General features: G+C 42.0%; 23 protein-coding genes and 1 pseudogene. 17 read left to right on the top strand and 7 right to left on the bottom strand.

What is annotated here, in order from left to right; genetic code table 11:
* Positions 1-56: 56 nt before the first annotated feature.
* The 5 genes from AC5W2J_RS05265 (at position 57) to AC5W2J_RS05245 (ending at position 7,512) form a co-directional block, all read left to right on the top strand.
* Positions 57-1,205: an ROK family transcriptional regulator gene (locus AC5W2J_RS05265; RefSeq protein ID WP_496058440.1), complete on the top strand. Its 1,149-nt coding sequence runs from the start codon at positions 57-59 to the stop codon at positions 1,203-1,205.
* Between the two features lie 88 nt (positions 1,206-1,293).
* The gene (locus tag AC5W2J_RS05260; RefSeq protein WP_496058439.1) at positions 1,294-2,598 is read left to right on the top strand and encodes an extracellular solute-binding protein; all 1,305 of its coding nucleotides are present in this window, start codon (positions 1,294-1,296) and stop codon (positions 2,596-2,598) included.
* Positions 2,595-3,536: a carbohydrate ABC transporter permease gene (locus AC5W2J_RS05255; RefSeq protein ID WP_496058438.1), complete on the top strand. Its 942-nt coding sequence runs from the start codon at positions 2,595-2,597 to the stop codon at positions 3,534-3,536. The genes AC5W2J_RS05260 and AC5W2J_RS05255 overlap by 4 nt, the downstream gene beginning before the upstream one ends.
* The gene (locus AC5W2J_RS05250; protein ID WP_496058437.1) at positions 3,533-4,375 is read left to right on the top strand and encodes a carbohydrate ABC transporter permease; all 843 of its coding nucleotides are present in this window, start codon (positions 3,533-3,535) and stop codon (positions 4,373-4,375) included. Before AC5W2J_RS05255 ends, AC5W2J_RS05250 begins: the two co-directional genes overlap by 4 nt.
* Positions 4,376-4,404: 29 nt before the next feature.
* Positions 4,405-7,512, top strand: coding sequence for an alpha-mannosidase (locus AC5W2J_RS05245; protein WP_496058436.1), 3,108 nt, complete (start codon positions 4,405-4,407; stop codon positions 7,510-7,512).
* Between the two features lie 236 nt (positions 7,513-7,748).
* Here the strand turns inward: AC5W2J_RS05245 and AC5W2J_RS05240 are convergent, their stop codons facing one another.
* The gene (locus tag AC5W2J_RS05240; protein ID WP_496058935.1) at positions 7,749-8,702 is read right to left on the bottom strand and encodes an arsenic resistance protein; all 954 of its coding nucleotides are present in this window, start codon (positions 8,700-8,702) and stop codon (positions 7,749-7,751) included.
* Between the two features lie 181 nt (positions 8,703-8,883).
* Here AC5W2J_RS05240 and AC5W2J_RS05235 point away from each other — a divergent pair, with 181 nt between their 5' ends.
* Positions 8,884-9,417 (top strand): dihydrofolate reductase family protein, encoded by a 534-nt coding sequence (locus AC5W2J_RS05235; RefSeq protein WP_496058435.1) that lies wholly within the window; start codon positions 8,884-8,886, stop codon positions 9,415-9,417.
* A gap of 16 nt (positions 9,418-9,433) precedes the next feature.
* Here the strand turns inward: AC5W2J_RS05235 and AC5W2J_RS05230 are convergent, their stop codons facing one another.
* Positions 9,434-9,988, bottom strand: a complete 555-nt coding sequence (locus tag AC5W2J_RS05230; protein WP_496058434.1) for a putative glycolipid-binding domain-containing protein — start codon at positions 9,986-9,988, stop codon at positions 9,434-9,436.
* Between the two features lie 134 nt (positions 9,989-10,122).
* On the opposite strand from AC5W2J_RS05230, the gene AC5W2J_RS05225 reads away from it, so the two are divergent.
* From AC5W2J_RS05225 to AC5W2J_RS05210, 4 genes are all read left to right on the top strand, one after another.
* On the top strand, positions 10,123-10,677 hold the full coding sequence (locus tag AC5W2J_RS05225) for a GNAT family N-acetyltransferase (RefSeq protein WP_496058433.1): 555 nt from the start codon (positions 10,123-10,125) through the stop codon (positions 10,675-10,677).
* Between the two features lie 149 nt (positions 10,678-10,826).
* Complete coding sequence (locus tag AC5W2J_RS05220; RefSeq protein WP_496058432.1) at positions 10,827-11,354, top strand: TetR/AcrR family transcriptional regulator; 528 nt, start codon at positions 10,827-10,829, stop codon at positions 11,352-11,354.
* A 58-nt stretch (positions 11,355-11,412) separates the two neighbouring features.
* Positions 11,413-12,549 carry an MFS transporter gene (locus tag AC5W2J_RS05215; protein WP_496058431.1) on the top strand — a complete coding sequence of 379 codons (1,137 nt, stop codon included), beginning with the start codon at positions 11,413-11,415 and terminating at the stop codon, positions 12,547-12,549.
* 408 nt (positions 12,550-12,957) lie between these two features.
* Positions 12,958-13,419 carry a universal stress protein gene (locus AC5W2J_RS05210; protein WP_496058430.1) on the top strand — a complete coding sequence of 154 codons (462 nt, stop codon included), beginning with the start codon at positions 12,958-12,960 and terminating at the stop codon, positions 13,417-13,419.
* A gap of 68 nt (positions 13,420-13,487) precedes the next feature.
* Here AC5W2J_RS05210 and AC5W2J_RS05205 read toward each other — a convergent pair whose 3' ends face one another.
* Both AC5W2J_RS05205 and AC5W2J_RS05200 read right to left on the bottom strand, forming a co-directional pair.
* Positions 13,488-14,372, bottom strand: a complete 885-nt coding sequence (locus AC5W2J_RS05205) for a universal stress protein (protein ID WP_496058429.1) — start codon at positions 14,370-14,372, stop codon at positions 13,488-13,490.
* Between the two features lie 84 nt (positions 14,373-14,456).
* The gene (locus AC5W2J_RS05200; protein WP_496058428.1) at positions 14,457-14,915 is read right to left on the bottom strand and encodes a hypothetical protein; all 459 of its coding nucleotides are present in this window, start codon (positions 14,913-14,915) and stop codon (positions 14,457-14,459) included.
* A 701-nt stretch (positions 14,916-15,616) separates the two neighbouring features.
* Between AC5W2J_RS05200 and AC5W2J_RS05195 the strand changes: the two genes are divergently transcribed.
* The gene (locus AC5W2J_RS05195) at positions 15,617-16,504 is read left to right on the top strand and encodes a universal stress protein (RefSeq protein WP_496058934.1); all 888 of its coding nucleotides are present in this window, start codon (positions 15,617-15,619) and stop codon (positions 16,502-16,504) included.
* Between the two features lie 7 nt (positions 16,505-16,511).
* On the opposite strand, the gene AC5W2J_RS05190 is transcribed toward AC5W2J_RS05195, so the two are convergent.
* Positions 16,512-18,374 (bottom strand): heavy metal translocating P-type ATPase, encoded by a 1,863-nt coding sequence (locus AC5W2J_RS05190; protein WP_496058427.1) that lies wholly within the window; start codon positions 18,372-18,374, stop codon positions 16,512-16,514.
* A 366-nt stretch (positions 18,375-18,740) separates the two neighbouring features.
* On the opposite strand from AC5W2J_RS05190, the gene AC5W2J_RS05185 reads away from it, so the two are divergent.
* Together AC5W2J_RS05185 and AC5W2J_RS05180 are read left to right on the top strand one after the other, a co-directional pair.
* Positions 18,741-19,439 carry a DUF429 domain-containing protein gene (locus AC5W2J_RS05185; protein ID WP_496058426.1) on the top strand — a complete coding sequence of 233 codons (699 nt, stop codon included), beginning with the start codon at positions 18,741-18,743 and terminating at the stop codon, positions 19,437-19,439.
* 216 nt (positions 19,440-19,655) lie between these two features.
* Positions 19,656-20,750, top strand: a complete 1,095-nt coding sequence (locus AC5W2J_RS05180) for a CAP domain-containing protein (protein ID WP_496058425.1) — start codon at positions 19,656-19,658, stop codon at positions 20,748-20,750.
* Between the two features lie 42 nt (positions 20,751-20,792).
* Here the strand turns inward: AC5W2J_RS05180 and AC5W2J_RS05175 are convergent, their stop codons facing one another.
* Entirely contained in the window at positions 20,793-21,404 is a 612-nt protein-coding gene (locus AC5W2J_RS05175) for a TetR/AcrR family transcriptional regulator (RefSeq protein WP_496058424.1), read from the bottom strand.
* A 125-nt stretch (positions 21,405-21,529) separates the two neighbouring features.
* Here AC5W2J_RS05175 and AC5W2J_RS05170 point away from each other — a divergent pair.
* The 4 genes and pseudogenes from AC5W2J_RS05170 (at position 21,530) to AC5W2J_RS05155 (ending at position 23,338) form a co-directional block, all read left to right on the top strand.
* A pseudogene (locus tag AC5W2J_RS05170) lies at positions 21,530-22,411 on the top strand (GvpL/GvpF family gas vesicle protein).
* Positions 22,411-22,656, top strand: a complete 246-nt coding sequence (locus tag AC5W2J_RS05165; protein WP_496058423.1) for a gas vesicle protein — start codon at positions 22,411-22,413, stop codon at positions 22,654-22,656. Before AC5W2J_RS05170 ends, AC5W2J_RS05165 begins: the two are co-directional and overlap by 1 nt.
* Positions 22,653-22,961 carry a gas vesicle protein K gene (locus AC5W2J_RS05160; protein WP_496058422.1) on the top strand — a complete coding sequence of 103 codons (309 nt, stop codon included), beginning with the start codon at positions 22,653-22,655 and terminating at the stop codon, positions 22,959-22,961. Before AC5W2J_RS05165 ends, AC5W2J_RS05160 begins: the two co-directional genes overlap by 4 nt.
* Before the next feature lie 20 nt (positions 22,962-22,981).
* Positions 22,982-23,338, top strand: a complete 357-nt coding sequence (locus AC5W2J_RS05155; RefSeq protein WP_496058421.1) for a gas vesicle protein — start codon at positions 22,982-22,984, stop codon at positions 23,336-23,338.
* A 72-nt stretch (positions 23,339-23,410) separates the two neighbouring features.
* Here the strand turns inward: AC5W2J_RS05155 and AC5W2J_RS05150 are convergent, their stop codons facing one another.
* The gene (locus tag AC5W2J_RS05150) at positions 23,411-23,854 is read right to left on the bottom strand and encodes a MarR family winged helix-turn-helix transcriptional regulator (RefSeq protein ID WP_496058420.1); all 444 of its coding nucleotides are present in this window, start codon (positions 23,852-23,854) and stop codon (positions 23,411-23,413) included.
* Positions 23,855-23,989: the final 135 nt, after the last annotated feature.

Genomic DNA, 23,989 nt, shown 5'->3' with positions numbered 1-23,989 from the left:
ACTTATTAAAACAATTTTAAGAATAGGTGGAAGCCGTGACTATAACTAACGCAAATATGATGAAAACAGCGAATCGAATTAGAATTTTTGAACTGCTGCATCAAAATGAAATGCCAATGACGCAGCAGGAAATGGCAAAAAAAACAGGCCTGACTGTTGCTTCAATAGGAAATATTTTAATAGACCTTGAAAAAGCCCAGCTTTTGCAGGAAGCTGGACAGGCTGTTTCCAATGGGGGGCGTAAGCCTACACTATATACATTGGATAACGAATGGCATTATTTAGTTGGTGTAAGTATATCCGTTAAAGAAGTGATTTTCGTCATTACTACGTTAAAGGGGGAGATAATATATCAGGGAGAGAATACTTTTTCGTTATCTGAGAATCCCAACATTGTTTTAAAGAGGGTAATTCACCAGATTAAAAAGGTAATTGAAGATCCGAAGTTTACATTTTCTAATATGATTGGGCTTGGTATAAGTTCACCAGGACCTATAAATGCTAAAGAAGGAATTATTTTGTCACCGCCGCATCTTCCATTATGGAAAAATATAGATGTTGTATCTGTTTTTAAAGAACAATTTCAAACGACTGTGAGTTTGGAAAAAGATGCAAACTGCATGTTGTTAGGTGAGTGGCATTACGGAAGAGCGAGAAAATCTGACCATGTTCTCTATTTTATGATTGATTTTGGAATTGGAAGCAGCTATATGATAAACAGTCGTCTTATACGAGGTTCTACGCACTTAGCAGGAGAAGTAGGATTTAATGGCCAAAGGTCATGGCATAAAGATAACATAACAGGAAAACCTTTATACTCTATACTGCCTATCATAGAAGAGACAAATGAAAAAATACATCAGGGCTTTGAAACATCTCTGCCGGCTCATATAAAGACTATAGAAGAAATTTTAAAGGAATATGCAAAGGAAGATGCATTAGCAGTGCGCATCATAAATGAAAGCATTGAAGACGTTGGGCAGGCTATTGCAGACAAGGTGAATTTCCTAAATCCAGAGCTTGTAGTGATTGGAGGGAGGTTAATTACTGCTTTACCGGACTTTTCCACTAAAGCTCAAGAGGTAATTAAAGGTTGTATATATACCGAAATGGCTAACGCTGTTACGTTCATTCCTTCTTCGTTTGGACGAGAAGCAGAAGCAGTGGGAGCGTCTGCTTTAATGATAAAACGGGTTCTGCATTAAGTAAGTGCAGACCTTCCTTTTTAGAAACATATTAAAATCATTTTAAAAAGTGAAGATAAAGCAATATGTTAAGTAGGAGGCGGAATAAATGAAAAAAACTATGCCTTTAGGACTTTCTTTTTTTCTATTATTGAGTGTGACCGGATGCAGTATTGGTAATTCTGAAGCAGAAGAACAAAGTACATTAACCTGGTCTACTACAGCCGGATATTCGCCGGAAGCGCCATCTGCAGCAACTGGAGAATATATTACCGGCCAGATAGAAGAGTTTAATAATACGAACCCAGATATGGACATACAAATTAGTCTTCAATCAAGTAACACCGATGAAGCGATGGCTAGGCTCCTCGAACAAGCAAACACAGGACGGGCACCGGACATGGCAGCTATTGATGGATATATGCTCGAACGTTATATGGAATATCTTCAGCCGTTAGATGAAATGATGGAGGAGCGAGGGATAGATCCAGACGATTTTTTACCCTTTGCGGAAGAAGTAATTCGCGGTGACGACGGCAAGATTTATGGTTTGTATATGAGTACCGATACAAGAATGCTTTACTATGATGCAGAGGTTATTGAGGACCCACCTGTTACCTGGGATGAAGTAATCGAAGTGTCAAATGAGATCCAAACGCAGGGTTATCAGGGTCTGGTGCTTCCGGTTGGTATTGGGGAAGGTACATCTGTTACCTCGTTATGGCCTATTTTTTGGTCCCAGGGCGGAGAATTGGTGGATGAGAATGGAAGACCTGTTTTTGGAGAAGGAAAAAATAGAGAGGCGATGATCCGTACATTTGAAACGCTTGATCAAGCACAAGAAGAAGGAGCTATAGCAAAACGCATGGCAAACGCTGGAGTAGAAAATGATGCCAATGGAGAAGTGGCAGCTGGTAACACAGCTATGTTTCTGGGAGGCAGCTGGCAGGCAGCTACGATCCAAGAAATATTAGGAGATGATTTTGATAATTGGGAAGTAACTTCTCTTCCTATTTTAAATGAAGCAGATGTCCCTGTTTCAAGTGCAGGTGGCTGGACATGGGGAATTTTTGCAGAGGATTCGGAGAAGCAGGAAGCGGCTTTTGATTTTCTGGTTGATTCGTTTATTAGTGAAGAAGGCATGGGGGAGTTTACATCCATTCAAGGATCTTTGCCGGCAAGGGAGTCTGTATATGATTCTGAATACTATGAAGCAGGGCCGTTCAGCGATGAGTTTCTAGCCTCATTAGAAACAGAAGCGGAGGTACGTCCCGGAGCTGCAAGATACAATGAAATATCAGTTCAGCTCCAAACCGCAATTTCCCAGGTGATTTCAGGAAGCAAAGAGCCGGAGCAGGCAGTCGATGACGCGTGGGAAATTGTAACATTCGGAGAGGAGAGGGCTGAAGAATGAATGTAAACGAAAAAGCATTAGATCGTCAGCAAACGAAAAAAGTAGCAACTCAAAAGCAAAAGTTTTCAGATACTCCCTACCCATGGCTGATTCCTTTGTTAATCGTCCTGATTGCTGTTTTCGTATATCCCATTTTTCAAATTATTCATTTAAGCTTCACGAACGCAAATATGATTCAGCTCGGATATAACTATACGATTGAGTCTTATCTTCGTCTTTTTACTCTTCCAGGTTTTCTGCCGATGATTGGGACTACTGCTTTTTTTGTTTTCTTCAGTGTTATTTTTCAGTTGGTGGCAGGATTTATTGTAGCATTGTTGATCGTTCAGGGAGAAAAGATGAAAATAAGAGGAACGGTTATTGTCCGCACATCCGTACTGGTAGCATGGGCGATTCCTGGTGTTGTCATTGGCGTTATTTGGGGCATGCTATATAACGAAACGGATGCTGGAATTATTAATTATGCGTTAAGCACTATAGGACTTGGTCCTATCTCCTTTTTATCAGACCCAACGATGGCTCTCTTGTCGGTGACGCTCGCAAATATTTGGAGAGGAACAGCGTTCAGCATGATTTTAATGTACGCAGGATTGAAAACGGTTTCAAAAGATGTGTTGGAAGCGGCTATTATAGATGGGGCTAATGCCTGGCAGAGAATGAAAAGTGTTATTCTTCCAGCTATTGCGCCTATTATCCTGGTTAATCTTATTATTATATCTATTGATACGTTCAATACGTTTGATATGGTGATGGCATTGACTGGAGGAGGGCCCGGTAACAGCACTGAAGTTATTGCATTAAGTATATATACAGCTATTTTTAGAGAGTTCAATTTAGGAGAAGGAGCAGCTACGGCTGTCGTGCTGCTGATCATCAATGTGGGGATGACAATGGTTTATTTAAAAGTACTCGGGCGAAAGGGTGTGGTGGAATCATGACAAACTTACAAAAAGCAAAATGGGCAAGAATTGGTTTGTATATAAGCTTTGTTTTAGTCGTGCTGGGGTTTTTGTTTCCATTATTATGGGTACTTTCCCTCTCATTGCAGACAAGGTTTGAAGTGCTTCAAGTTCCGCCAAACATTATTCCAACAAGTTTTGCTTTCGAAAATTACGTAGAAGTGCTTGATACGGCGCCGGTTCTTCAATATTTATGGAATTCCTTTCGAATAGTCGTTTCAACCGTGATTCTGACCCTTATTATAGCGGTTCCTGCTGCTTTTGCATTATCTAGGTATAAGATGAAATTAAAAAATCACTTTATGGTTGCTATTTTAATGACGCAGATGGTTTCAGCTGTCGTTATTACTATTCCTATTTACAGACTATTTGCAAGTTGGGGCTTAATAAATCAACTTTGGCTGGTAATCATTGTTTATGTAGCAGTCGTACTTCCGTTTACTACATGGTTTTTAAAAAATTATCTGGACACCATTCCGAAAGATATGGATGAAGCGGCCATTATAGATGGATGCAGCAGATGGCAGATGCTGACAAAGGTGCTTTTTCCCGTATGTATGCCTGGAATTGTTTCTGTGGTTATCATTGTGGCCGTACAAAGCTGGTCTCAATTTGTTATTCCGTTTATTCTCATTGATGATGCCTCTTTGTACCCGGTCTCTGTCGGAGTGGTGAATCTTCAATCAACGCAGACCCAAATCACCACTCATTTGTTAGCCGCCGGAAGCATCATGTCCATTGTGCCAGTCATTATATTATTTGTGCTGCTTCAACGTTATATCGTAGGTGCACTCACAAGCGGAGCTGTAAAAGGATAATAAATATATAAATAGAAAGGATGAAATAAATGTTCTGGACAGAAGAAAAGCTTGAGCAGAGAATCAACGAATTAAAAAATTACAGGTATAAAGACATACAAATAATAGAAAGTTTCGATACAGTGGAAGAGGCGGCCAGTGAGGAAATTACTCAGTTGATACCTAAACAGGAAACAAAAGAAATGAAGCTGGGGGACCGCTGGGAAGGTCGGGATCGTTATATATGGTTAAAAACAAAGCTGATTATTCCGAGCAGTTGGGAGCAGCACACGCCAGTCGGTGTATTTGATTTTGGAAAAACAGGCCACGGCCATAATTCAGGTTTTGAATCTTTACTTTACATCAATGGGGAAGCTGTCCAGGCGATAGATGGAAATCACAAAGAATTTTTCTTTCCAAAACATTTAATTGGTATTCCTCTCGTATTGGAATTTCGTCTTTGGTCCGGATTGGAAGGGCTTAAAGGAAACCAGGAAATACAAGAGCACCAGCTGCAGACTGCATTTACAGCCTGTTTGGATGGTATTGCTGATGATTTATACTATACAGCGGAAGCAGCGTTGGAAACCGTTAATGTATTAGACGAACGAAATATAAAAAAAGAGCGACTTCTTCAAGCGCTGAATCGTGCTTTTCAGCATATTGACTGGAGGACACCTGGCAATGGCGGTTTTTATGAGTCTCTCCAAAAGGCTAATGATCAACTGCAGCAGGATATTGACAGCTTACAGGAAACTCATCCCTTAACGGTTCAAGCTGTAGGTCATACTCATATAGATGTTGCCTGGCTTTGGCGATTAAAGCATACGAGAGAAAAAGCAGGTCGATCATTTTCTACCGTGTTAAAGCTTATGGAGCAATACCCGGAGTATGAATTTCTTCAAACTCAGCCGCAGTTATATGATTATGTAAAAAAAGATTATCCGGAGCTATTTAAACAAATGCAGGAAAAAATTGCTGAAGGCCGATGGGAGGCAGGTGGTGCGATGTGGCTTGAAGCCGACTGTAATATTCCATCCGGGGAATCCCTTACCCGCCAGCTATTATATGGCCAGCGTTTTTTGGAAAAGGAATTGGGAGTGGAGCGTTGCCGCTACTTATGGCTTCCGGATGTATTTGGTTATTCATGGGCACTGCCGCAGATTTTAAAAAAATCAGGAATCGATACATTTATTACGACAAAAATCAGCTGGAATCAATATAATCGTATGCCGCACGACAGCTTTAAATGGAGAGGAATAGACGGTACGGAAATAGTGGCCCACTTTATCACTACGCCAGATGGATCCAAAAAATACACATACAATGGAGAAATCACTGCGACTAGTATCCAGGGGATTTGGGATCAATACCGCGACCGTTCTTTTAATGATGAATTATTGCTTGCCTATGGTTACGGAGACGGCGGAGGCGGGGTAAATCGCGACATGCTGGAAAAAATTCGTCGGTTTGATAAAATGCCAGGCCTTCCTAACGTTAAAACGAGTAGAGTAGATAAGTATTTAGATGGCCTGCATGAACGGATGAATACAACGGAGCAATATATTCATACTTGGGATGGAGAGCTTTATCTGGAATATCATCGAGGGACGTATACGAGTCAGGCGCATAATAAAAAAATGAATCGCCAGGCAGAGCTTCGTTACCGCCAGGCAGAGTGGTTGGATACGCTGGTTTATTTAAAGGATGGGAATTGGTCATCTGAACGCCAGAAGAACTTTCAACAGGGCTGGAAAATTATTCTTCGTAATCAATTTCATGATATTATCCCCGGTTCCTCTATTAAAGAAGTATATGCAGACAGTGCCGCTGAATATCAAGAAGCATTTTCTTTAGTGAAAGAGAACGAGAAGCAGGCAGCAGAAGCACTAATTGGTCAAAATAATAATACAGAAGGCTTTACTATATTTAATTCAAGTTCTCATTCGAGAGACGTACTTGCAGCTTTACCTGATTCCGTATTGGGATGGGAAGATCAATCCGGCCGGCAGTTGAAACTTCAAAGGCGTCAAGATGGAATAGACATTGTACATGTGCCGGGAGTTCCTTCTCTAGGTTACAAAGTAATTTATCCATCCGACACTTCTATAATGTCTGAAGAACAATTAACACAACTTGACGGAAACATGTGGGAGACGCCATTTTACCTTATTCAATTGAATGAAAATGGTCATATTAGCAGTATATTTGATAAGGAAAACAATCGCGAAGTTATTGAACATGAGGCAAACGTTCTGGAAGTATTCGAAGACAAGCCTCTGCATTATGATGCCTGGGATATTGATATTTTTTATAAAGAGAAACGATATATTGTAGATCAGCTGGATAAAAAAGAGCTGGTGGAAAATGGACCGTTACGTGCAGTCATTGCTTTGCAGTGGTCCTATCAATCTTCCACCATTTATCAAAAAATGATCGTGTATCATCATTCCAAACGGATTGATTTCGAAACCGTAGTCGATTGGCATGAACATCAACAGCTGCTGAAAGCTGCATTTCCAGTAAAGGTACGTTCTACAAAAGCAACATATGATATCCAATACGGAAATGTCACACGGCCGACCCATTGGAATACAAGCTGGGATATGGCGATGTTTGAAACAGTCGGACATCAATGGGCTGACCTCTCAGAAAGAGATTATGGGGTAAGTCTTATGAATGACTGTAAGTACGGATATGATATTAAAGACCATATTATGAAACTGACACTGCTTAAATCAGCTATAGAGCCCGATGCTATGCAGGATCAGGGAAAACACTCGTTTACCTACAGTTTATTTCCCCATAAAGGAGATTGGTATGAAGGAAGAACAGTCCAGGAAGCTATGGACTTGAATTTACCTGCTTATGTTGCTAAAGGAGAAGCGAATTCCAGTGAATACAGCTTCCTGTCTACCAATGCTTCCAATGTAACAGTTGATGCAGTAAAGCAGGCAGAGGAAGATTCAGAAATCATCGTTAGGATACATGAACACGGTGGAGCACGGAGAGAGGTTACGTTTACGAGCGATCAGCATTTTTCCACGTGTACGGAGTGTAATCTTCTCGAAGAACCGGAAAGAGAGTTAACAGGCGGTTCCACGCTTTCTCTACATTTTGAGCCATATGAGATAAAAACACTCAAGTTGAGTATATGATTTAAATATTACTAAACTTTATTATTAGATAGCTATTAGACAAGAGTTCCACATGCGAACTCTTGTCTTTTTAATTACTGTTCCATCTTTCTGCGCATAAAATTTCTGTTGAGGGTGAACAGAGCAGCGTGCGCTATTACAGTTCTACAAAAATATATACACCTAATACAAATATAGAGCCAACTCACAGATGAGTGGGCTCTTTTCGTTATGGTTTAAACTCAAATTTATTTTCTTTAAATCGAGGCACCTCGTAGAAGGAGAAGAACCTGGGAGACCACGGCCAGCACCGGTAATTCGATCAGCGGGCCAATAACGAGGACAAGTGCGATTAAAGGCTGATCCGGAAAGGCGGTTACAGCAAAAGCGAGGGCTGCCGGCGAATTCCGGGCTAATGTTGATAAGTGCAGACTGACGGTGTCTTCGTACGAAAAGCGCAGCCACTTTCCGACCAGCCGGGCTGCGAAGAAGTTAATCACATAGAACAAGAAAAGCGGAATCAGCAGAAGATAGATAACCTCCAGGTTATTCAATAATACTGTGCCTTGAGAGGCAAACATAGCCAGAATGGCTAAAGCGAGAAACAGTCCCTGGGCTTTGGAGAAAAACGGAACGAGCCGCTGTTCCAGAATAAACTTTTTTCTTTTGAATATGTATCTTGTCACATACGCTAGAGTAAAAGGCAGGACTAATACGAGCAAAATGCTGGTGCCAATTGCAGAAAGATCAATGCCTTCAACCGTACCGGCGAATAAAAAAAGATAAACCGGCAGTAATAAAAGCTGCAGCATCAGGTTAACCGGCAGAATAGAAGCCGATAACGGCACATTTCCTCTGGCAATGGAGGTGAAAATCAAATACCAGTCTGTGCAGGGAGTCACCATCAGGATAAGAAACCCCAGCCACAGCGCCGGATGCTCAGATAAAAACACTGCTCCAAGACCAAACACCAACACAGGCGTCCATATAAAATTGATGCCGGCACTTATGCTGAAAAATCGAATGTGTGTAAAGGCTTTTTGCAGGTGCTGAAGAGGAATAGTTAAAAATAATCCGTACAGCATGCAAAATAGAAACGGGAGTACAAACAAATCGGCATGTGCTTCAACAAACCGCAATTGACCGAGTACCAATCCCACGCCAATAGCGGATAAGAGAATGACCGTCTGCCATTTTTCAATAGTCTTCAGAATGATCATCTCCATTTCTCGGGATTGGAATTCGAATAAACAAAATAAGCATGCTAGAAGTATTTTAGCATGCTCCTTTATAAAATTGAAACAAGCTAGATCGGATGCACCCGGCAGAACATGATAAACTATTTACAAGTTTTATCTGTGATTTAAAAACATAATTAAGGGGGAGAATGGTATGAGTGAGAGCCGGCAGGTAGTGTTATTTATTGCGGCAAGTCTGGACGGGTATATTGCGACCGAAGAGGATAAGCTGGATTGGCTGTTCGACGTAGAAGGAGAGGGCGACAACGGCATCGCTGACTTTTATCAAACGATCGATACGGTGTTGATGGGAAGAAGGTCATATGAGTGGATAAATGATACCGGTAATATGAGTGAATACCCGTACCAGGATAGAGATAACATCGTATTTACGAGCACGGAAATGGAAGACAATACTTATACCCGGTTTGTAAATGCGGATCCGGTAAGCGTAGTACAGGAGCTGAAGAACAAACCCGGTAAACATATCTGGCTGCTGGGGGGAGGACAGTTAATCCATTCTTTTATCGAAAAACAACTGATTGATCAAATCATTTTAACGATTGCTCCCACCCTGATTGGAGCCGGCATTCCTCTTTTCAGCCAAGGAGACTATCGCGTAAATCTTTCGCTGAAAGAAGTAAAAACGTTTAACCAGTTTGTTCAGCTGTATTATAAAGTACTCTAAATCACATTGGACGCAGCTAATACCGTCTGGTGAACAACCCGGGATATTCAGTCACATAGCCGTTCTCGTCGACCGAGATAAAGGAAGCAAACTCTCTGTGTTGGAAGTGAAACACTCTATCTTCGCCTTCGCGTTCAATATACGTGTAGATTTGTTTTACTTTCTGTACGTCCAGGGAGGGAACAGAGATATAGATCATCTCTATCTCTCTTTTTTGGCCGGGATCCCATGTGTACCGTTTGATAGGAAGCGAATTGGAAAAAGGTGTGACGGATATATCGATATCGATGGCTCCGTTTAAATGCTCCAGTACAGTTCCGTGATGATCATACCATACACCGTTTCCTGTAGACGTAAGGTGCAGGTTCGGCCCATTTTTGTCTTTAATATGAACACTGTTGGTTTTCCACGAGTTGTCGAGGATCACTTGGTACCATATTTGTACGGGGAATCCGGTTTCCAGGGAAATAACCGTGCTTTCCACTTGAATCATGTGTTCTGTTCTGGAAACATATAAATATTCGCAGCCGAATGTTTCTATATTTTCCCAGACCATTTCATTCGGAAACATTACACACCCTCCTTATTTAATTTTAGGTCACAAAATGATAGGTTCATTAAGTTTACTATTAAAAGGAACGATAGAGTAGAATTTTGTATGTAAAAAAGCAGGCTGACATATAACGACTCGGGAGTGGAGACATTATGAGAGTATTTCCAACTATAGAAACAAAACGCTTGAGGTTAAGGGAAGTAACAACGGAGGATGCTTCCGATATGTTTGCCTATCTATCGGATGAAAAAGTAGTGCAGCAGATGGGAATGAAGCCATACCTATCGACTGACAGTGTGAATGGGGAAATCAACTGGTATACAGCGATTCGGGAAAAAAGTACCGGGATTAGGTGGGGAATCACGCTGAAACAGGCGGATACTGTGATAGGCAGCTGTGGATTTTTAAATAGGGAACTTAAACATAGGCGGGCAGAAATCGGGTACGAACTGCATCCAGCGTATTGGAGACAAGGAATCGCAAGTGAGGCAATTGAAGCTATAGTGCGGTATGGGTATCATCATTTGCAGCTTGAACGAATCGAAGCCATCATCGATCCTCTCAACAAGCCGTCGCAGAAAGTTCTGGAAAAGCAAGGGTTTAGAAGAGAGGGCCTGTTAAGGCACTATGAATACAACTTTGGTGCATTCCATGACGTCTACATGTATGCAGCCATTAAAGGTGATGGCGGGTTAACCCATCTCTAATTTAAATAAGTAAAAGATCAATGAATACTATGGTGGAATGGCCTCATAATGTATATTTAAAAATTTCTAAGAGTAAAAACTTGCCTGCAGGTTATGGGTATGATAATTTAATAGAGTGATCGTTATATCTAATATAAAAGGAGGCGCTTATGAGCCGGAAACGGGAGGACCTGCTTGTTCATGCAGAGAAATTATTTTATCAGCATGGCTTTCATGCGATAGGGCTGAAAGCTGTCGTTCAGGACGCAGGAGTAGCGCTGATGACGTTATATAACCATTTTGATTCCAAAGAAGATTTGATTTTGGAGATTTTAAATAGAAGGGAAAAAATGTATTTTTCTCTACTTGCCGATGCTGTGCGTAACGAAGAAGGATCAGTCGAACAAAGGCTGGCTTTTGGTCATATACAGTGGTTAAAAAACAGTGCTTCCAACGGCTGTATGTTTCTGCGGGCAAAAGAGGAGTTTTCGGGCACGCCTGACCATATGCTTGTCAAAAACGTTCTTGCCCACAAAGAAAGAATGATTCAGTTTTTTGAATCTCACGGCTTGACGAGAATAAACGCCATTCAATTGGCTTTACTGCTCGAAGGAAGTACATCGTTAGCTGAAACGCTGAGTGCTGACGACATTGAAAAAACGCTGAATGGATTGATCCAACATATAAAAAAACAGTAGATAGTCTGTTTTTTTTACTTATTAATAGAGTGATCGTTCTATCAAAAGGAGGATGGATATGTGGAAAATAGTATTTCCCGGCATTGCGATGATTGGTATTGTGTATGCTTTTGCGAGGTTCAGTTTTGGTTTGTTTCTTCCGGATATTAGTGAATCATTGGGACTGTCAGAAAGTCAGGGGGGAATTGTCGGTTCTGCAGCGTATATGGCCTACACGGCGGCTCTCTGTTCCGCTTATATTTTTATTCGTACGTTTACTGCCCGCCGTATTGTATTACTGGCCGGGGCGACAGCTTTTCTGGGAATGGGGGGCATCGCATTTTCAACAGGCTTTTACACCCTTGCGATCAGTGTTTTTGCTGCTGGTTTAGGAAGCGGCTGGGCCTCTCCCGCATTCAGCCAGGTGATCAGTCAGTCTTTGCAATCTTCTCTTCAAAATAGAGGTAACACGTGGATTAATACCGGCACCAGTTTTGGATTAATCGTAACAGGCCCCATCGTTTTACTATTTACAGAGCAGTGGCGCTGGAGCTACCTGTTGTTTGCTGCTATTACTGTGATCGTTTGGTGGTGGAATGCCGCGGTACTGGAAAAAGAGGAAAGGCCGATGCGGGCGGTTGAACAAAAGGTACCGTGGGGCAGCTCGTTTAAACAAGGCCGTTTTTTAATAGCAGCTTCGCTTGGAATAGGATTCAGCTCGTCTGTGTATTGGACATTTTCAAGAAGTTACGTTTCTGTAATTCATGATTTTTCCATGAATCAGAGCATTGTTTTCTGGATTGTAATGGGAACTGCCGGTATTATGGGCGGAACCGCGGGAGGAATTATTCAAAAGATAGGGCTGCCTTTAGCATTTAGGGTCGGAGTATTTGTCACCGCAGCATCCATTATTGGACTGACCATGCCCGGCCAGCCGGCTGTTTATCTATCAGCTGTGTTATTTGGCGTCTCCTACATTTTTATGACGGGCCTCTTTATTGTATGGGCTACACGGGTTTTCCCAGATTATCCATCGCTGGGAGTCAGTATGTCGTTTTTATCGCTCGGCATTGGGCAGGCACTGGGATCAGGAGCTGGGGGGCTAGTCATTGAAAAAATATCGTATCCGTTTGCGTTTATTACTTTTTCGCTCATTGGCTTGCTCTTTATATTCTGCAAAGTAGAGAAGGAGCAACGGGTTCTATGTACGTTTTGATTATTAAAAGGTCTATTGGCAGAAATTTATTTTTTCCTGGATGAAAGAAACATACGAACCGTGTACACAATTGCAAAGGTGACGATAAAAGACAAGACAAGTAAACCTAAAGAACTCATATCCGGCATATACAATTCACTCCTTTAAAAAATTATATATAAAAATAAATCCTTCAATTAACTTTGTATAAAAAAGTGTGATCAGAACGTTTTACCTATAAATAGTAAGGGTAATATATGCATAACAGGTAATTTTCAACAATGTTCCTAAAGACAATTATATAGCAGGCAGTAATGAATGGATATAAAGCCATACCATAAGCCGGAAAAAGAATCTTTATTCTTTTTCTGGCTTTTTGTCGTCTATAAGTAAACGAAAGAAAATAACTATTCGAAAGGGAGATGAAATATGGAACAATATAAACGAATTTTGGTTGGGGTGGAAGCTCTTGAGGGAGCAAGCCATGATGCTTTCGAGGAGGCCTGTACAGTTGCAGAAGCTCACAATGCCGCACTTATTATTGCTTTTGTGATAGATAAGAAAGGCTATGCAATGCTCGAAAGAATGGATCCACGCGGTTTTGAACAATTAAAGAATGAAGCCCGGATGAAATTGAAAGAGTATGAAGACGATGCGATTCAAAAAGGATTGACTAACGTCCAGACTGTTTTGGAAATAGGAGATCCAACAAAAATGCTCGTGCAGGATTTATGCCAAAAACACGAGGTTGATCTAATTATCATAGGAAAATCCGGAGGCACACGAATAGATCGTTTGATGCTGGGAGACAAAGCGAAAAAAATCCAAAAAATATCAAAGTGTAATGTGAAAGTGGTCAGTGGAGAAACGATTCCTCCTATGAGCGTGTAAACATTTGCTGTTGATTATCATACACGAAGCCCCCTGCATTGTGCAGGGGGCTTCGTGTATGTCGTGATTTAATCAGAAGGATGAACAATTAACACATCACAGGCTGATCTGCGCACAATACTTTCGGCTACACTGCCGAGAAAGCGTCGTTCCACCCGGTTTAATCCAGAGGCCCCTGCGACAATCAGGTCTGCTTTGTATGCCTCCGCGATACTTATCGGAAGAGCGGTTTTAGGAGAACCGCGTTCAATGATATATTCAATATTTTCTGCGTTCTCCTGCTCCGCTATTTCTTTATACTGATCGATAATACTTTCTGCGCTCTTCTTAAACATAGTGAGAATTTCTTCGGTATGCATATCAAATGATGAAATGGCAGGGGTATGGAGCACATGCGCGACAACGACGGCACTGTTGCTGATTTTCGCTAAATCAATAGTTTTCCTAAATGCGGCGATGGATTCATCAGATCCGTCAGCGGCTACCAAAATCGTGCGATACACTGATGGGGCTGTCTCATTGCGCACGATTAACACATCACAATGGGCCTGTCGCACGGTGCTCAGTGATACGCTCCCCATGACGTATTTATCAAAAGTTCCCGCTCCGGAAGCCCCCGTAACGATTAAATCCGCTTCATAACTCTCAGCTAAAAGATGAGAAACCAATTTCTGCGGATTTCCGCTCTGCAGGGTAGCAATAATATCAGCTACGCCGGCCTGCTGTGCTCTGCGTTTGCTTTTGTCCAGGATATTTTGTCCGGTTTCCTCAGCAGCCGGGATAAGAACAGGAGAAAATATAGAGGCGCGGCTGTAGTTTTTGTAATCGACTACATGTCCTATTATTAACGTACTGCTATACTCTAACGCTAATTCAATTCCCTTTTCAAGCGCTTTTTCCGAATCATCTGAGCCGTCAACTGCAACAAGAATTTTTTTATATTCTGTTTTCATTTTTCTTACCCCGCAATCTTATAGTATTTTCACCTAAAGGATTCAATAATATAAAAGAGATAAGGAGCCGGGCGTAAAGATTGTCTATTCGCTTGTATCTGATTGTTTCAGCCGATTTTTGTATTTGCGCATGGAGAACTGGTCGTCTTGTTCCAAATGAGAGACTTTATTCTGCAGATAAATAAACGTTTGAAAAAGCATGGTGGTTTTAAATGCAACGGATAAACTCTGTTCGTTCACGTCACTATTGCCCGGGGAGGCAGCGATGGAAAAGTAAAGAAACATTTTAGGGTCTGCATCCAGCGTAGGGGCATCAAGGGCAATCAGCATAGCCAGGTTCAGTTCAGTCACAAGGGGGTCTTTGTTCTGCAGGGAATAATGAAGCCATTCATGCGGATAAAGGTAGAAACCGTAAAACGGTGCAATTCTCGCTACTTCTACATTTTGGGAAGCCTGGAATAGAAGATCCTCCATCCCATTTGGCGGACGTTTCAGTGCCGCCATCATCTCTTCATATACAGCGTAACGCATAGAATATCTCATCATAAAAATCCTCTCTGAAGAAATTCAATTGACGGGTCATCTTTCAACGTTTCAAAAAGATTAATCTGTAAAAAAGTTACAGGATGGCTGCTTCTATGGAAAGGCTGTTAGCAGGAATGGAGTGTATTGAAATGGGATATTTGTAGTAGGAAAATAGGTACTTAAATGATGAAGTGGAGAGGAAGTGGGGTAATAAATTTAAATATTCAAAAAAATGTCTGCACATATTTAAACGTTTTTATTTTTAATGAAATGTTCAACCGTAGACTGATAAGAATTTATTACATGATTAACATCAATAAATCAACATATTCTTAAAAGCGCATTTGAAATACATATTAATGCCTATATAACGAATTATAGGATAAATTAGGAGTATGTCAACCACCTTTGTCGTTTAGTGTGAATAAAGGGACTTAATAAATTAACATAAAGCAGCATCTTTTTTGAAGCAATGCCCATGCGGGCTGTGGTACAAGCAGATTGATCTTAAAAAGTACGATGCTGATGATGCCGTTGTTTTATTTTTTTATTTCCCCGTTGTGTCTACAGTTATTCCTCTGAATTTCTTATTGATTCCTAAAACCTATAAAACCTTTATACATTGGAATAGTTGGATGAGTGTGAGATGTATCACTTTAAAGGCTGGCAATTTTGAGTATACTAGTATCATTAAATATGAGAAAAAGCTGGTGAAAAAGATGAATCGGTACAAGCGTATTTTAGTGGCTGTAGATGGTTCGAAAGAAGCGGACAAAGCATTGCAGCGGGGCATTAGTCTAGCCAAACGATACGATAGTCATCTGTTCATCTGTCATGTAGTAGAAAGCAAAGAATACAGCAGGGTGCCTGTCTACCGTGAAGAAATCAAGCAGGCAGCCGTAGAGAATGGAATGGAAATATTAAAAGACTGTGAAAAGGCAGCGGAAGCATCCGGGGTTAAAGAAGTAGTTACCATCCTGAAACAGGGTATTTCGCCCCAAAAAAGGATCGCTAAAGAAATTGTTCCTTTATACAATATTGATTTAGTGATCACAGGCGCCTCCGGATTAGGTCTTATCGAAAGTCATCTATTAGGAAGTGTATCTGCTGGAACGGTTCATCTCGCTGGCTGCAATGTCTTGGTAGTGAAGAACAAAACATTTACTGAAAATTATCACCGTATCTTAGTCGCTATAGATGAATCGGCCATTTCGATGAAAGCATTCGAGACGGCGATTACTATCGCCCGGGAACAGGAATCAGACATATCCGCTGTGCACGTTTTGTATACGCCGCTGGCGCATTCAGTAGAACAGTTTCGCGATGACATTCAAGACATCTACATGAAGAATGGACAATTGCTTTTAGAAAGGTATCAAATAATAGCGGCTGACAATGGAATGCAGGATATGTCGATTTCGATGGAATACGGGGCCCCTAAATATATTCTGCCGAAGGAAACCGCCTGGCTTTATCGTGCTGATCTTATTGTTGCCGGTGCCACGGGAGCGGGAATGGAGAAAGGGATACATTTAGGAAGCGTCTCAGAAGGAATTGTCCGGAGAGCCACCTGTGATGTGTTAATTATCCGGGATAAGCCCAGTTAATACCGGTCTATGGTTTCAACATGCGCAGGCCATTTAAAATGACGAGAATGGTACTGCCTTCATGACCGATCACACCAAAAGGAATCGTAATGGACTGCGCAAAATTTAAAATAACTAACATGAGGATGACACTGACAGAAAAGTACATGTTCTGTTTAATAATCCGTTCCATCTTCCGCGCCAGGTTAATCGAATAGGTAATACGCGATAAATCATTTTTCATTAAAATAACATCCGCCGTCTCAAGTGCAACATCGGTACCTTCCCCCATCGCAACGCCGGTGGAAGCTGCCGCAAGTGCCGGAGCGTCGTTAATGCCGTCTCCAATCATAGCAACGTACCGGTAGGTTTCCGTTAATTTTTTTATTTCGTTCACTTTGTCCCCCGGCATACAACTGCCTATATAAGCATCGACGCCGCTTTCTGCAGCGATGACTTCGGCCGTTTTTTGATTATCGCCTGTAAGCATAATGCAGTGAATTCCTAACTGCTGAAGTTCTTGAATAGTGGATTTGGTATTTTCCCGAACAATATCCTTTAAGGCAATGGCTGCCGCTATTCCTTTTCCGTCCCTGACAAACGTTACGGTCTTTCCTTCAAGAGCCAGTCGGCTCAACACTCCCCCTTGGAACAGTTCTGCCTCTTTTTCATCCACAAATGCAGGCTTTCCAATTAAAATGTCTTCATTTTGAATAGTCGCTTTCAAACCGTTTCCCGGCACATCCGTTACCTGGATATTGGATAACGGACTGATTCCTTTGGCTTCAATAAACTTCATGATTGCTTTAGCCAGCGGGTGATTGGACTGTGATTCAATCCCTGCAATTATTGCCATCAGCGCCTCACGATCGATATCTTCCCGGAACACAAAATCCGTTACTTGAGGCCGCCCCTGGGTGAGCGTGCCCGTTTTATCCATAGCCACAGCTTGAATAGAGCTTAAGTTCTCTAAATGTACGCCCCCTTTAAAAATAACGCCATTTCTTGCTCCATTGGATATAGCTGCAAGCGCAGCCGGCATGATGGAAGCGACGAGGGCGCACGGGGAAGCAACAACGAGAAGAAGAATCGCCCGGTAAAACGTCGTATTCCAGTCCCAGCCGATTATATAGTGTGGAAGAAACAACATAAACGAAAAGACTATTAATACGACAATGACATATCGTCCTTCGAATCGTTCCACAAACTGCTGGGAAGGTGGTTTTTCGCTTTGGGCCGATTGAACAAGGTCAATAATTTTCTGGACGAGCGTTTCGGAATTTGGCTTGGTCATTTCCATCGTAACCGCACCGCTTAAATTTACAGTAGAGGCATATAGATCATCATTTATATCTTTAGAAACAGGGATGGATTCCCCGCTGATCGCAGATTCGTCTACGACAGTATGACCTTTCACTAGTTTGCCATCAGCAGGCACCCGCTCACCGGGTTTAACAATTAGCATATCTCCGGAGGTTAAGGAAGCCACAGCCACACGGGTGGTTACGTCGTTTTTTAACAGCCATGCTTCTTCGGGCTGGATTTTCATCAGCGCCGACAGCTCTTTCCGGCTTTTGTTCATCGTATAGGTTTCCAATGCGCCGCTGAGGGAAAAAATAAAGATTAAGATAGCTCCTTCAGTCCAATAACCAATAATCGAAGCGCCTACTGCAGCGAGAATCATTAACGTTTCCACATTAGGCTTTCGGTCCTGGATGGTTTTTTTGACTCCGTATTTCGCTTTCGCATAACCGCCGATAACAAAGGCCAGTATATAAGTGATGACCGACAAGCTGCCAGCTTCAAAAAGTTCAAGGGTATAAGCAAAAAGGATCAAAACGCCGGAAGTAAGAGCAGCGATTAATTCAATGTGCAGCTTCAGTTTTTCCATGAACGTTCTCCTTTATACAGGCTGGATGAAGGAAGGGATAAGAGGGGACGAATAATATATAGTTTACTTCGATAAATAATATACAAATCCTCTTGAAATGGATCTTTTTATGACGTTCTAGAGCATTTAAATCAACTGTTTTGTTCATTTATTGCATCGCCCCATAGTATAGGTGTGGATAATAGCTTGGTCATAATAATATTCTAATTGTGTCTAAAAAAGATTATTCAATAAATGTTAATATTATTAGTAGTAACAAGCTTTATTTTTACCTAAGACAATGACATATAAAAAAGCAAAGCAAATACCTGGGTAATGAAAAGCCATACGTTCCCATTACCTGTATAGATGAAAGGAGGAGCCGTGGTGAAAGCAATTGGACTGGATGGATGCAGAGGTGGATGGCTCGCGGCTTTCGCCGAAGACGGAAAGGTACATCATATAGAGGTAATACCCGGCTTGAATCAGCTCCGGCCCGAACCGGATACTTCTATATGGATAGATATGCCGATCGGCCTGCCGGCTGCCAGCGAGTACCCGCGGCGGGTGGAGGCGCTGGCGCGCCGGAAACTCGGAAAACGGCGTTCCAGCGTATTTCCGGTGCCTTGCAGGGAAGTACTTGCCTGCAGCAGCTACCAGGAAGCAAATGTGTTACACAAACAGTTAACAGGTGCAGGCCTGCAAAAGCAGTCCTGGTTTTTATTTCCGAAAATAAAAGAAGTAGATGTTTTTGCTCTTCTGGTGCCTGTGAATGAAGCACATCCGGAAGTCGTATTCGCAGATCTGAACGGAGAGCCGCTGTTGGAATCAAAGAAAACGAATCCGGGTCTCTCACAGCGCCTCGATCTGATCCAACTGCTTGATTCTGATATGGCTAATCTATTTTCTAAAACACTAAGCCTATATCCCCGCAGCGTATGCACCCGTGATGATATTCTGGATGCTTCCGTATTAGCGGCAGCCGCATGCCATCCTGAATGGGGCGCAGCCGGCATAGATCACCAACCGGTATATTCTACTGAAGGGCATGAAATGAATATAAGAACCCTTGCACACAAACCGTAAACAACCTGCCGTCCAGCCGCAAGCAGGTTGTTTTTTTATGGAACCAGGGTTTTCCCCCGTAGTATTTACAACTGACATACAGGGCGGACTTAGGAGTCCAATTAATAGAATGGTGCCTCATGAGAATGATACAATGATGGGCGAAGATAATTAGTAAAACAGTGCCTCCCGCCGGAAACGGCCGGGAGTATTGAATAGATGAGGGTGGTTCGTATTTTGAGAAGATTGTTTTTATTGGTGTCTGCTGTGCTGGTTATCATTTGGACGAAACCGTTATGGGAGGAGCGCGCCGGCGACGTAATGCCTGAACCATTAAACGATACGATAAACAATGGCTTTGACTTTGAGGAGATGACAGAAGAGGCGGTCACCCTTTTTAATGCTTTGATAGGTTCTGTACAAGAACCTGAGCAGGAAGCAGTGGAAGTAGAAGAACCGGAACTGACCACGCCGGAGGATCAATCCTTTTCCGTAGGTAATGTGGAACTGGGGGATACCAGGCAGGAAGTGGAAGATATGTATGGAGAGTCTATGCGTGAAAGCGAGAATGAATACGGGGTAAACTGGTTAACCTATCATGAAAACTATCATAACTTTATGATGGTTTCGTACAATGAAGAAGGTATCGTTCAAGGGCTTTACACAAACCAGAATTTACTTTCCTCCCAATATGATATTACATTGGGCGACTCAAAATCCTATGTAAATGAAACGTTGGGTGAATCCGAGGACATGATGCGAAATGGCGGATTTACCTATCAGGTCAACAGTGAAGGAGAATACGGCGTTCACCATCTGGATGGGAGCTATGTAACTATGTTTTACGATGTTCATGAGTCGGATGAAGTAACGGCTGTTCAGATCATTGACGAAAATCTGGAAACGACGAAAGAAAGTTTTTACACGAGCAGTAGTGAAACATTAAAAGAAGGGTTTGAATATCAATTATTCGACCTGACAAATGCAGCTCGTGTTCGTCATGGCCTTCCTGTTCTGGAGTGGAACGAGGAAGTAAGAGACTCAGCCCGTGAGCACAGTACCGATATGTCGGAAAATCAATTTTTCAGCCATACGAACGAGCAGGGACAGTCTCCTTTTGAAAGGCTGGAAGAAGACGGGATTACTTTTACCCGGGCGGGGGAAAATCTGGCGTATGGACAATTCAGCAGCGTGTTTGCCCATCAGGGATTGATGAATTCAATGGGCCATCGGGAGAATATTCTGCACGATAGTTTCACGGAGCTTGGCGTTGGCGTAGAGTTTAATGATGACAACCAGCCATTCTTTACAGAAAAGTTTATAACAATATAATTAAAAACACCTTTCATTTAGAAAGGTGTTTTTTGTATGGAGTTAAAAAGATCTATCTTCTGTTGTGAAAGGAGAATGGGAGGCGCTGCTCTGCATAATACGTAGAAGCTGATCAGCCATGTACGCAGGGGAATGTTTAAAATCGTCATGAATCCATTCGATAATCATTCCTAAAAAGGCATAGGCCTGGTAGCTGGCCAGCAGCTCAACGTTAATGTGCGGATCGGATTTTTTATGGATGAATTCCTGGAGGGAAAAGTCTCGGAGAACGACACTGATTTTATCTTGAAAGCAGGACAGCACCTGCGATTTCACCACAACAGTATAGAAGTTCCGGTACTCAAAAACATGTTCAAATATTTTAGTAACGGAGTTTTTTAACTGTTCCGCGTCAAACGTCCTGTATTGAAGAAATGGTTCCTGAAAAGACGCTGCCAGGCTATCAATTACTTCTTCAATCATTTCCTCCAACACATCTTCTTTGAATTGATAATGCTTGTAGAACGTTCCGCGGTTTAAATCGGCGTGATCCATCATTTCCGTGATCGAGATTTTCTTGAAATCTTTTTCATTCATTAAATCGATCAGTGATTTTTTTAAGGCATCTTTTGACCGTTTGGTCCGTCTGTCCATCGGAGGCAGGTGTTCATCCATACGCTCGCTCCTTTTTTCATCAACAAATAGAGGATTAACTGTTCAATAGCCAACAAAAGCCGTTTATTTGATGATTGTATGTGGTTTGTACCCCTGATTATACTATATGTAATACACATTTGTTGATGAAGAAACCAACAGAAGAAAAGGAGGTTTGTATGGCTGAAGAAAAAAGCAATGCCCAACTGATTTACGTCTATGCTTTTGTGCCGACTAAAGAATACACAAGCAGCCCCATGGAAGAAAAAGAAGCCATCGAACCATCGGAAATCATAGAATATCAGAGCCTCGGAGAATTAACGGCAGTAGTCTGCAGGGTTCCGGAAGAAGATTACAAAGAAGAGAGGCTTCAGAAGAAGGTCGAAGATATGCAGTGGCTGCAGGTAAAAGCCTTTCACCATCATGAGCTGATGAATATACTCCATGAAAAATATACCGTCGTTCCATTAAAGTTCGGGACCATATTTGAATCGCGGGAAAGCCTGGAACAAATGATGGATGAGAAAAAAGAATCCATTGCAGACCAGTTTGCTTTTTTAGCCGATAAAGAAGAATGGAATATTAAGGTATAAGCTGACAAGGATACGTTTATGAATAATGTGGTAGAAAACAGCGAAGAAATGGAACAAAAAAAGGCCGATATTGAAGCAATGCCGGCAGGGAAGAAATTTTTCGAAAAGAAGAAACTGGCTAATTTTGCAGAAGAAAAAGCCGTGGAAAAAATAAGGTCGTACTGTCAGGACCTGCACGATCATCTTAAAATGCTGAGTGAAGCAAGTGATGTCAAAAAGAACTGGGAACGGAAAGTGACAGGACGCGGGGAAGATATGAGCCTAAACGGCGTATATCTCGTAAATGCCCCCAAAAAGGAGCTGCTGCTCTCTTATATAGAAGCCGAACGGAACACGGCAGAACAGAACGACTCCGGCTTTTATTATGAAGTGACCGGTCCGTGGCCTTCCTATCATTTCTCCAATTTTACAACAGCGAAGGGTGTGAAAGGCTGATGAGAGAAGATAGTCTTGACCTGAAAAATAAAGATATTACCCTTTTGGATATATTAGATACCGTGCTTGAAACCGGGGTGGTGATCCGTGGGGATTTAACGATTTCGATCGCCGATATTGAGCTCGTTTATCTGGATTTAAGTGTGCTGTTAGCCTCTGTTCAGAAGCTTGAAGATAATAAAAAGAAAGCCTATTTAGAAAGCAGCCAGACGATTCCCGAAATAAATCAGGAGGCTTATGCATGAGTGATATTCCGAATATAAATGGTCTGCAGACGAGCAATCCGACTGGAAAAATTTCACTCGATCCCGACAAAGTAGATGAAGGATTGTCGCAGATCGTGATGACAGTCATTGAACTGCTGCGACAGCTTGTCGAACGACAGGCGATGAGGCGGGTAGAAGGAGGAGATCTGTCAGATGAGCAGATCGAACAGCTTGGAACAGCCTTGATGCAGCTGGAAGAAAAAATGGAAGAGATGAAGGTTATCTTTGGTTTAACGGATGAAGATTTGAACATTGACCTTGGCCCGCTTGGCAATCTCATCTAAAGAAAAAAGGAGGGCTATATATGGCCGACGAATACCCGGTAAGTGACCGTAACGCCCAGGTGACCAATAACCGGTCCGGCGGAAGCAGTTTGGTAGATATCCTTGAAACGGTGCTGGATAAAGGGGTGGTTATTGCTGGAGATATCAAAATTAATATTGCCGAAGTGGAACTGCTTACGATCAAAATCAGGCTGCTCGTTGCTTCGATAGACAAGGCGGAAGAAATGGGGATTGACTGGTGGAGGCACGATCCTCATTATTCATCTCAGGCAATGGAAGTCGTACAGGAAAATAAGGCGCTGCAGGAGAAAGTTCGTCTGCTTGAAGAAGTGCAGTCCGATTCTGATGAAGAACGAGAACAGAAAAAGCAGCCGTAAAAACTTCATGATCTACAAAAAGCCCTGCTCTTACATAAGAGCAGGGTCATTTTTATATCTTTTTCCGAAACGTTAGCTTTTTGATTTTTCGTCTTCCACAATTGCCTGAATGCTTTCCAGCGCTTCCTGCATTTTGTTAACATCCTCCTGGGGGATTTTTGAAAAATACTTTTCATGCAGCTGCCGTTCGGCTTCTTTAAACTGCGTTTTCCAATATTCACCGCGCTTCAGCAGGCGTAGTATTACTTCTCTGCGGTTGGACGGGTTCACGGTCCGCTCCAGAAATTTCTCTTTCTCGAGGTGGGAAACGGCCTGGCTGGCGGTGCTTTTTGAAATGTAAAAGTGACGTGCTACATCATTAATGCTGCTTTCCTGATGATGAAACACAAACCAGAGAATGCTGATCTGTCGTTGATTTAAAGGAAGGTCCGGCATGGGGAAGTCGCTGATGATCGTGTTATGAATGCGTTCGGTTATTTCAATAACCCGGTATATATCTGCTGGCTCTGAATTCAATAGATGATCTCCTTTAAGTAAAAAATAGATACATGAATCCTATCACGAAAAGGCAGAGCAGAGAAATGTTTCTTATGAAAACGGTTAATTGCTAAACAGTTAAAAAAATAAACTGTTTATCTATTTAATTATTAA

The organism is Sinobaca sp. SA16-1 (assembly GCF_059510515.1).
This window is presented reverse-complemented; position numbering and strand designations above follow the sequence as displayed.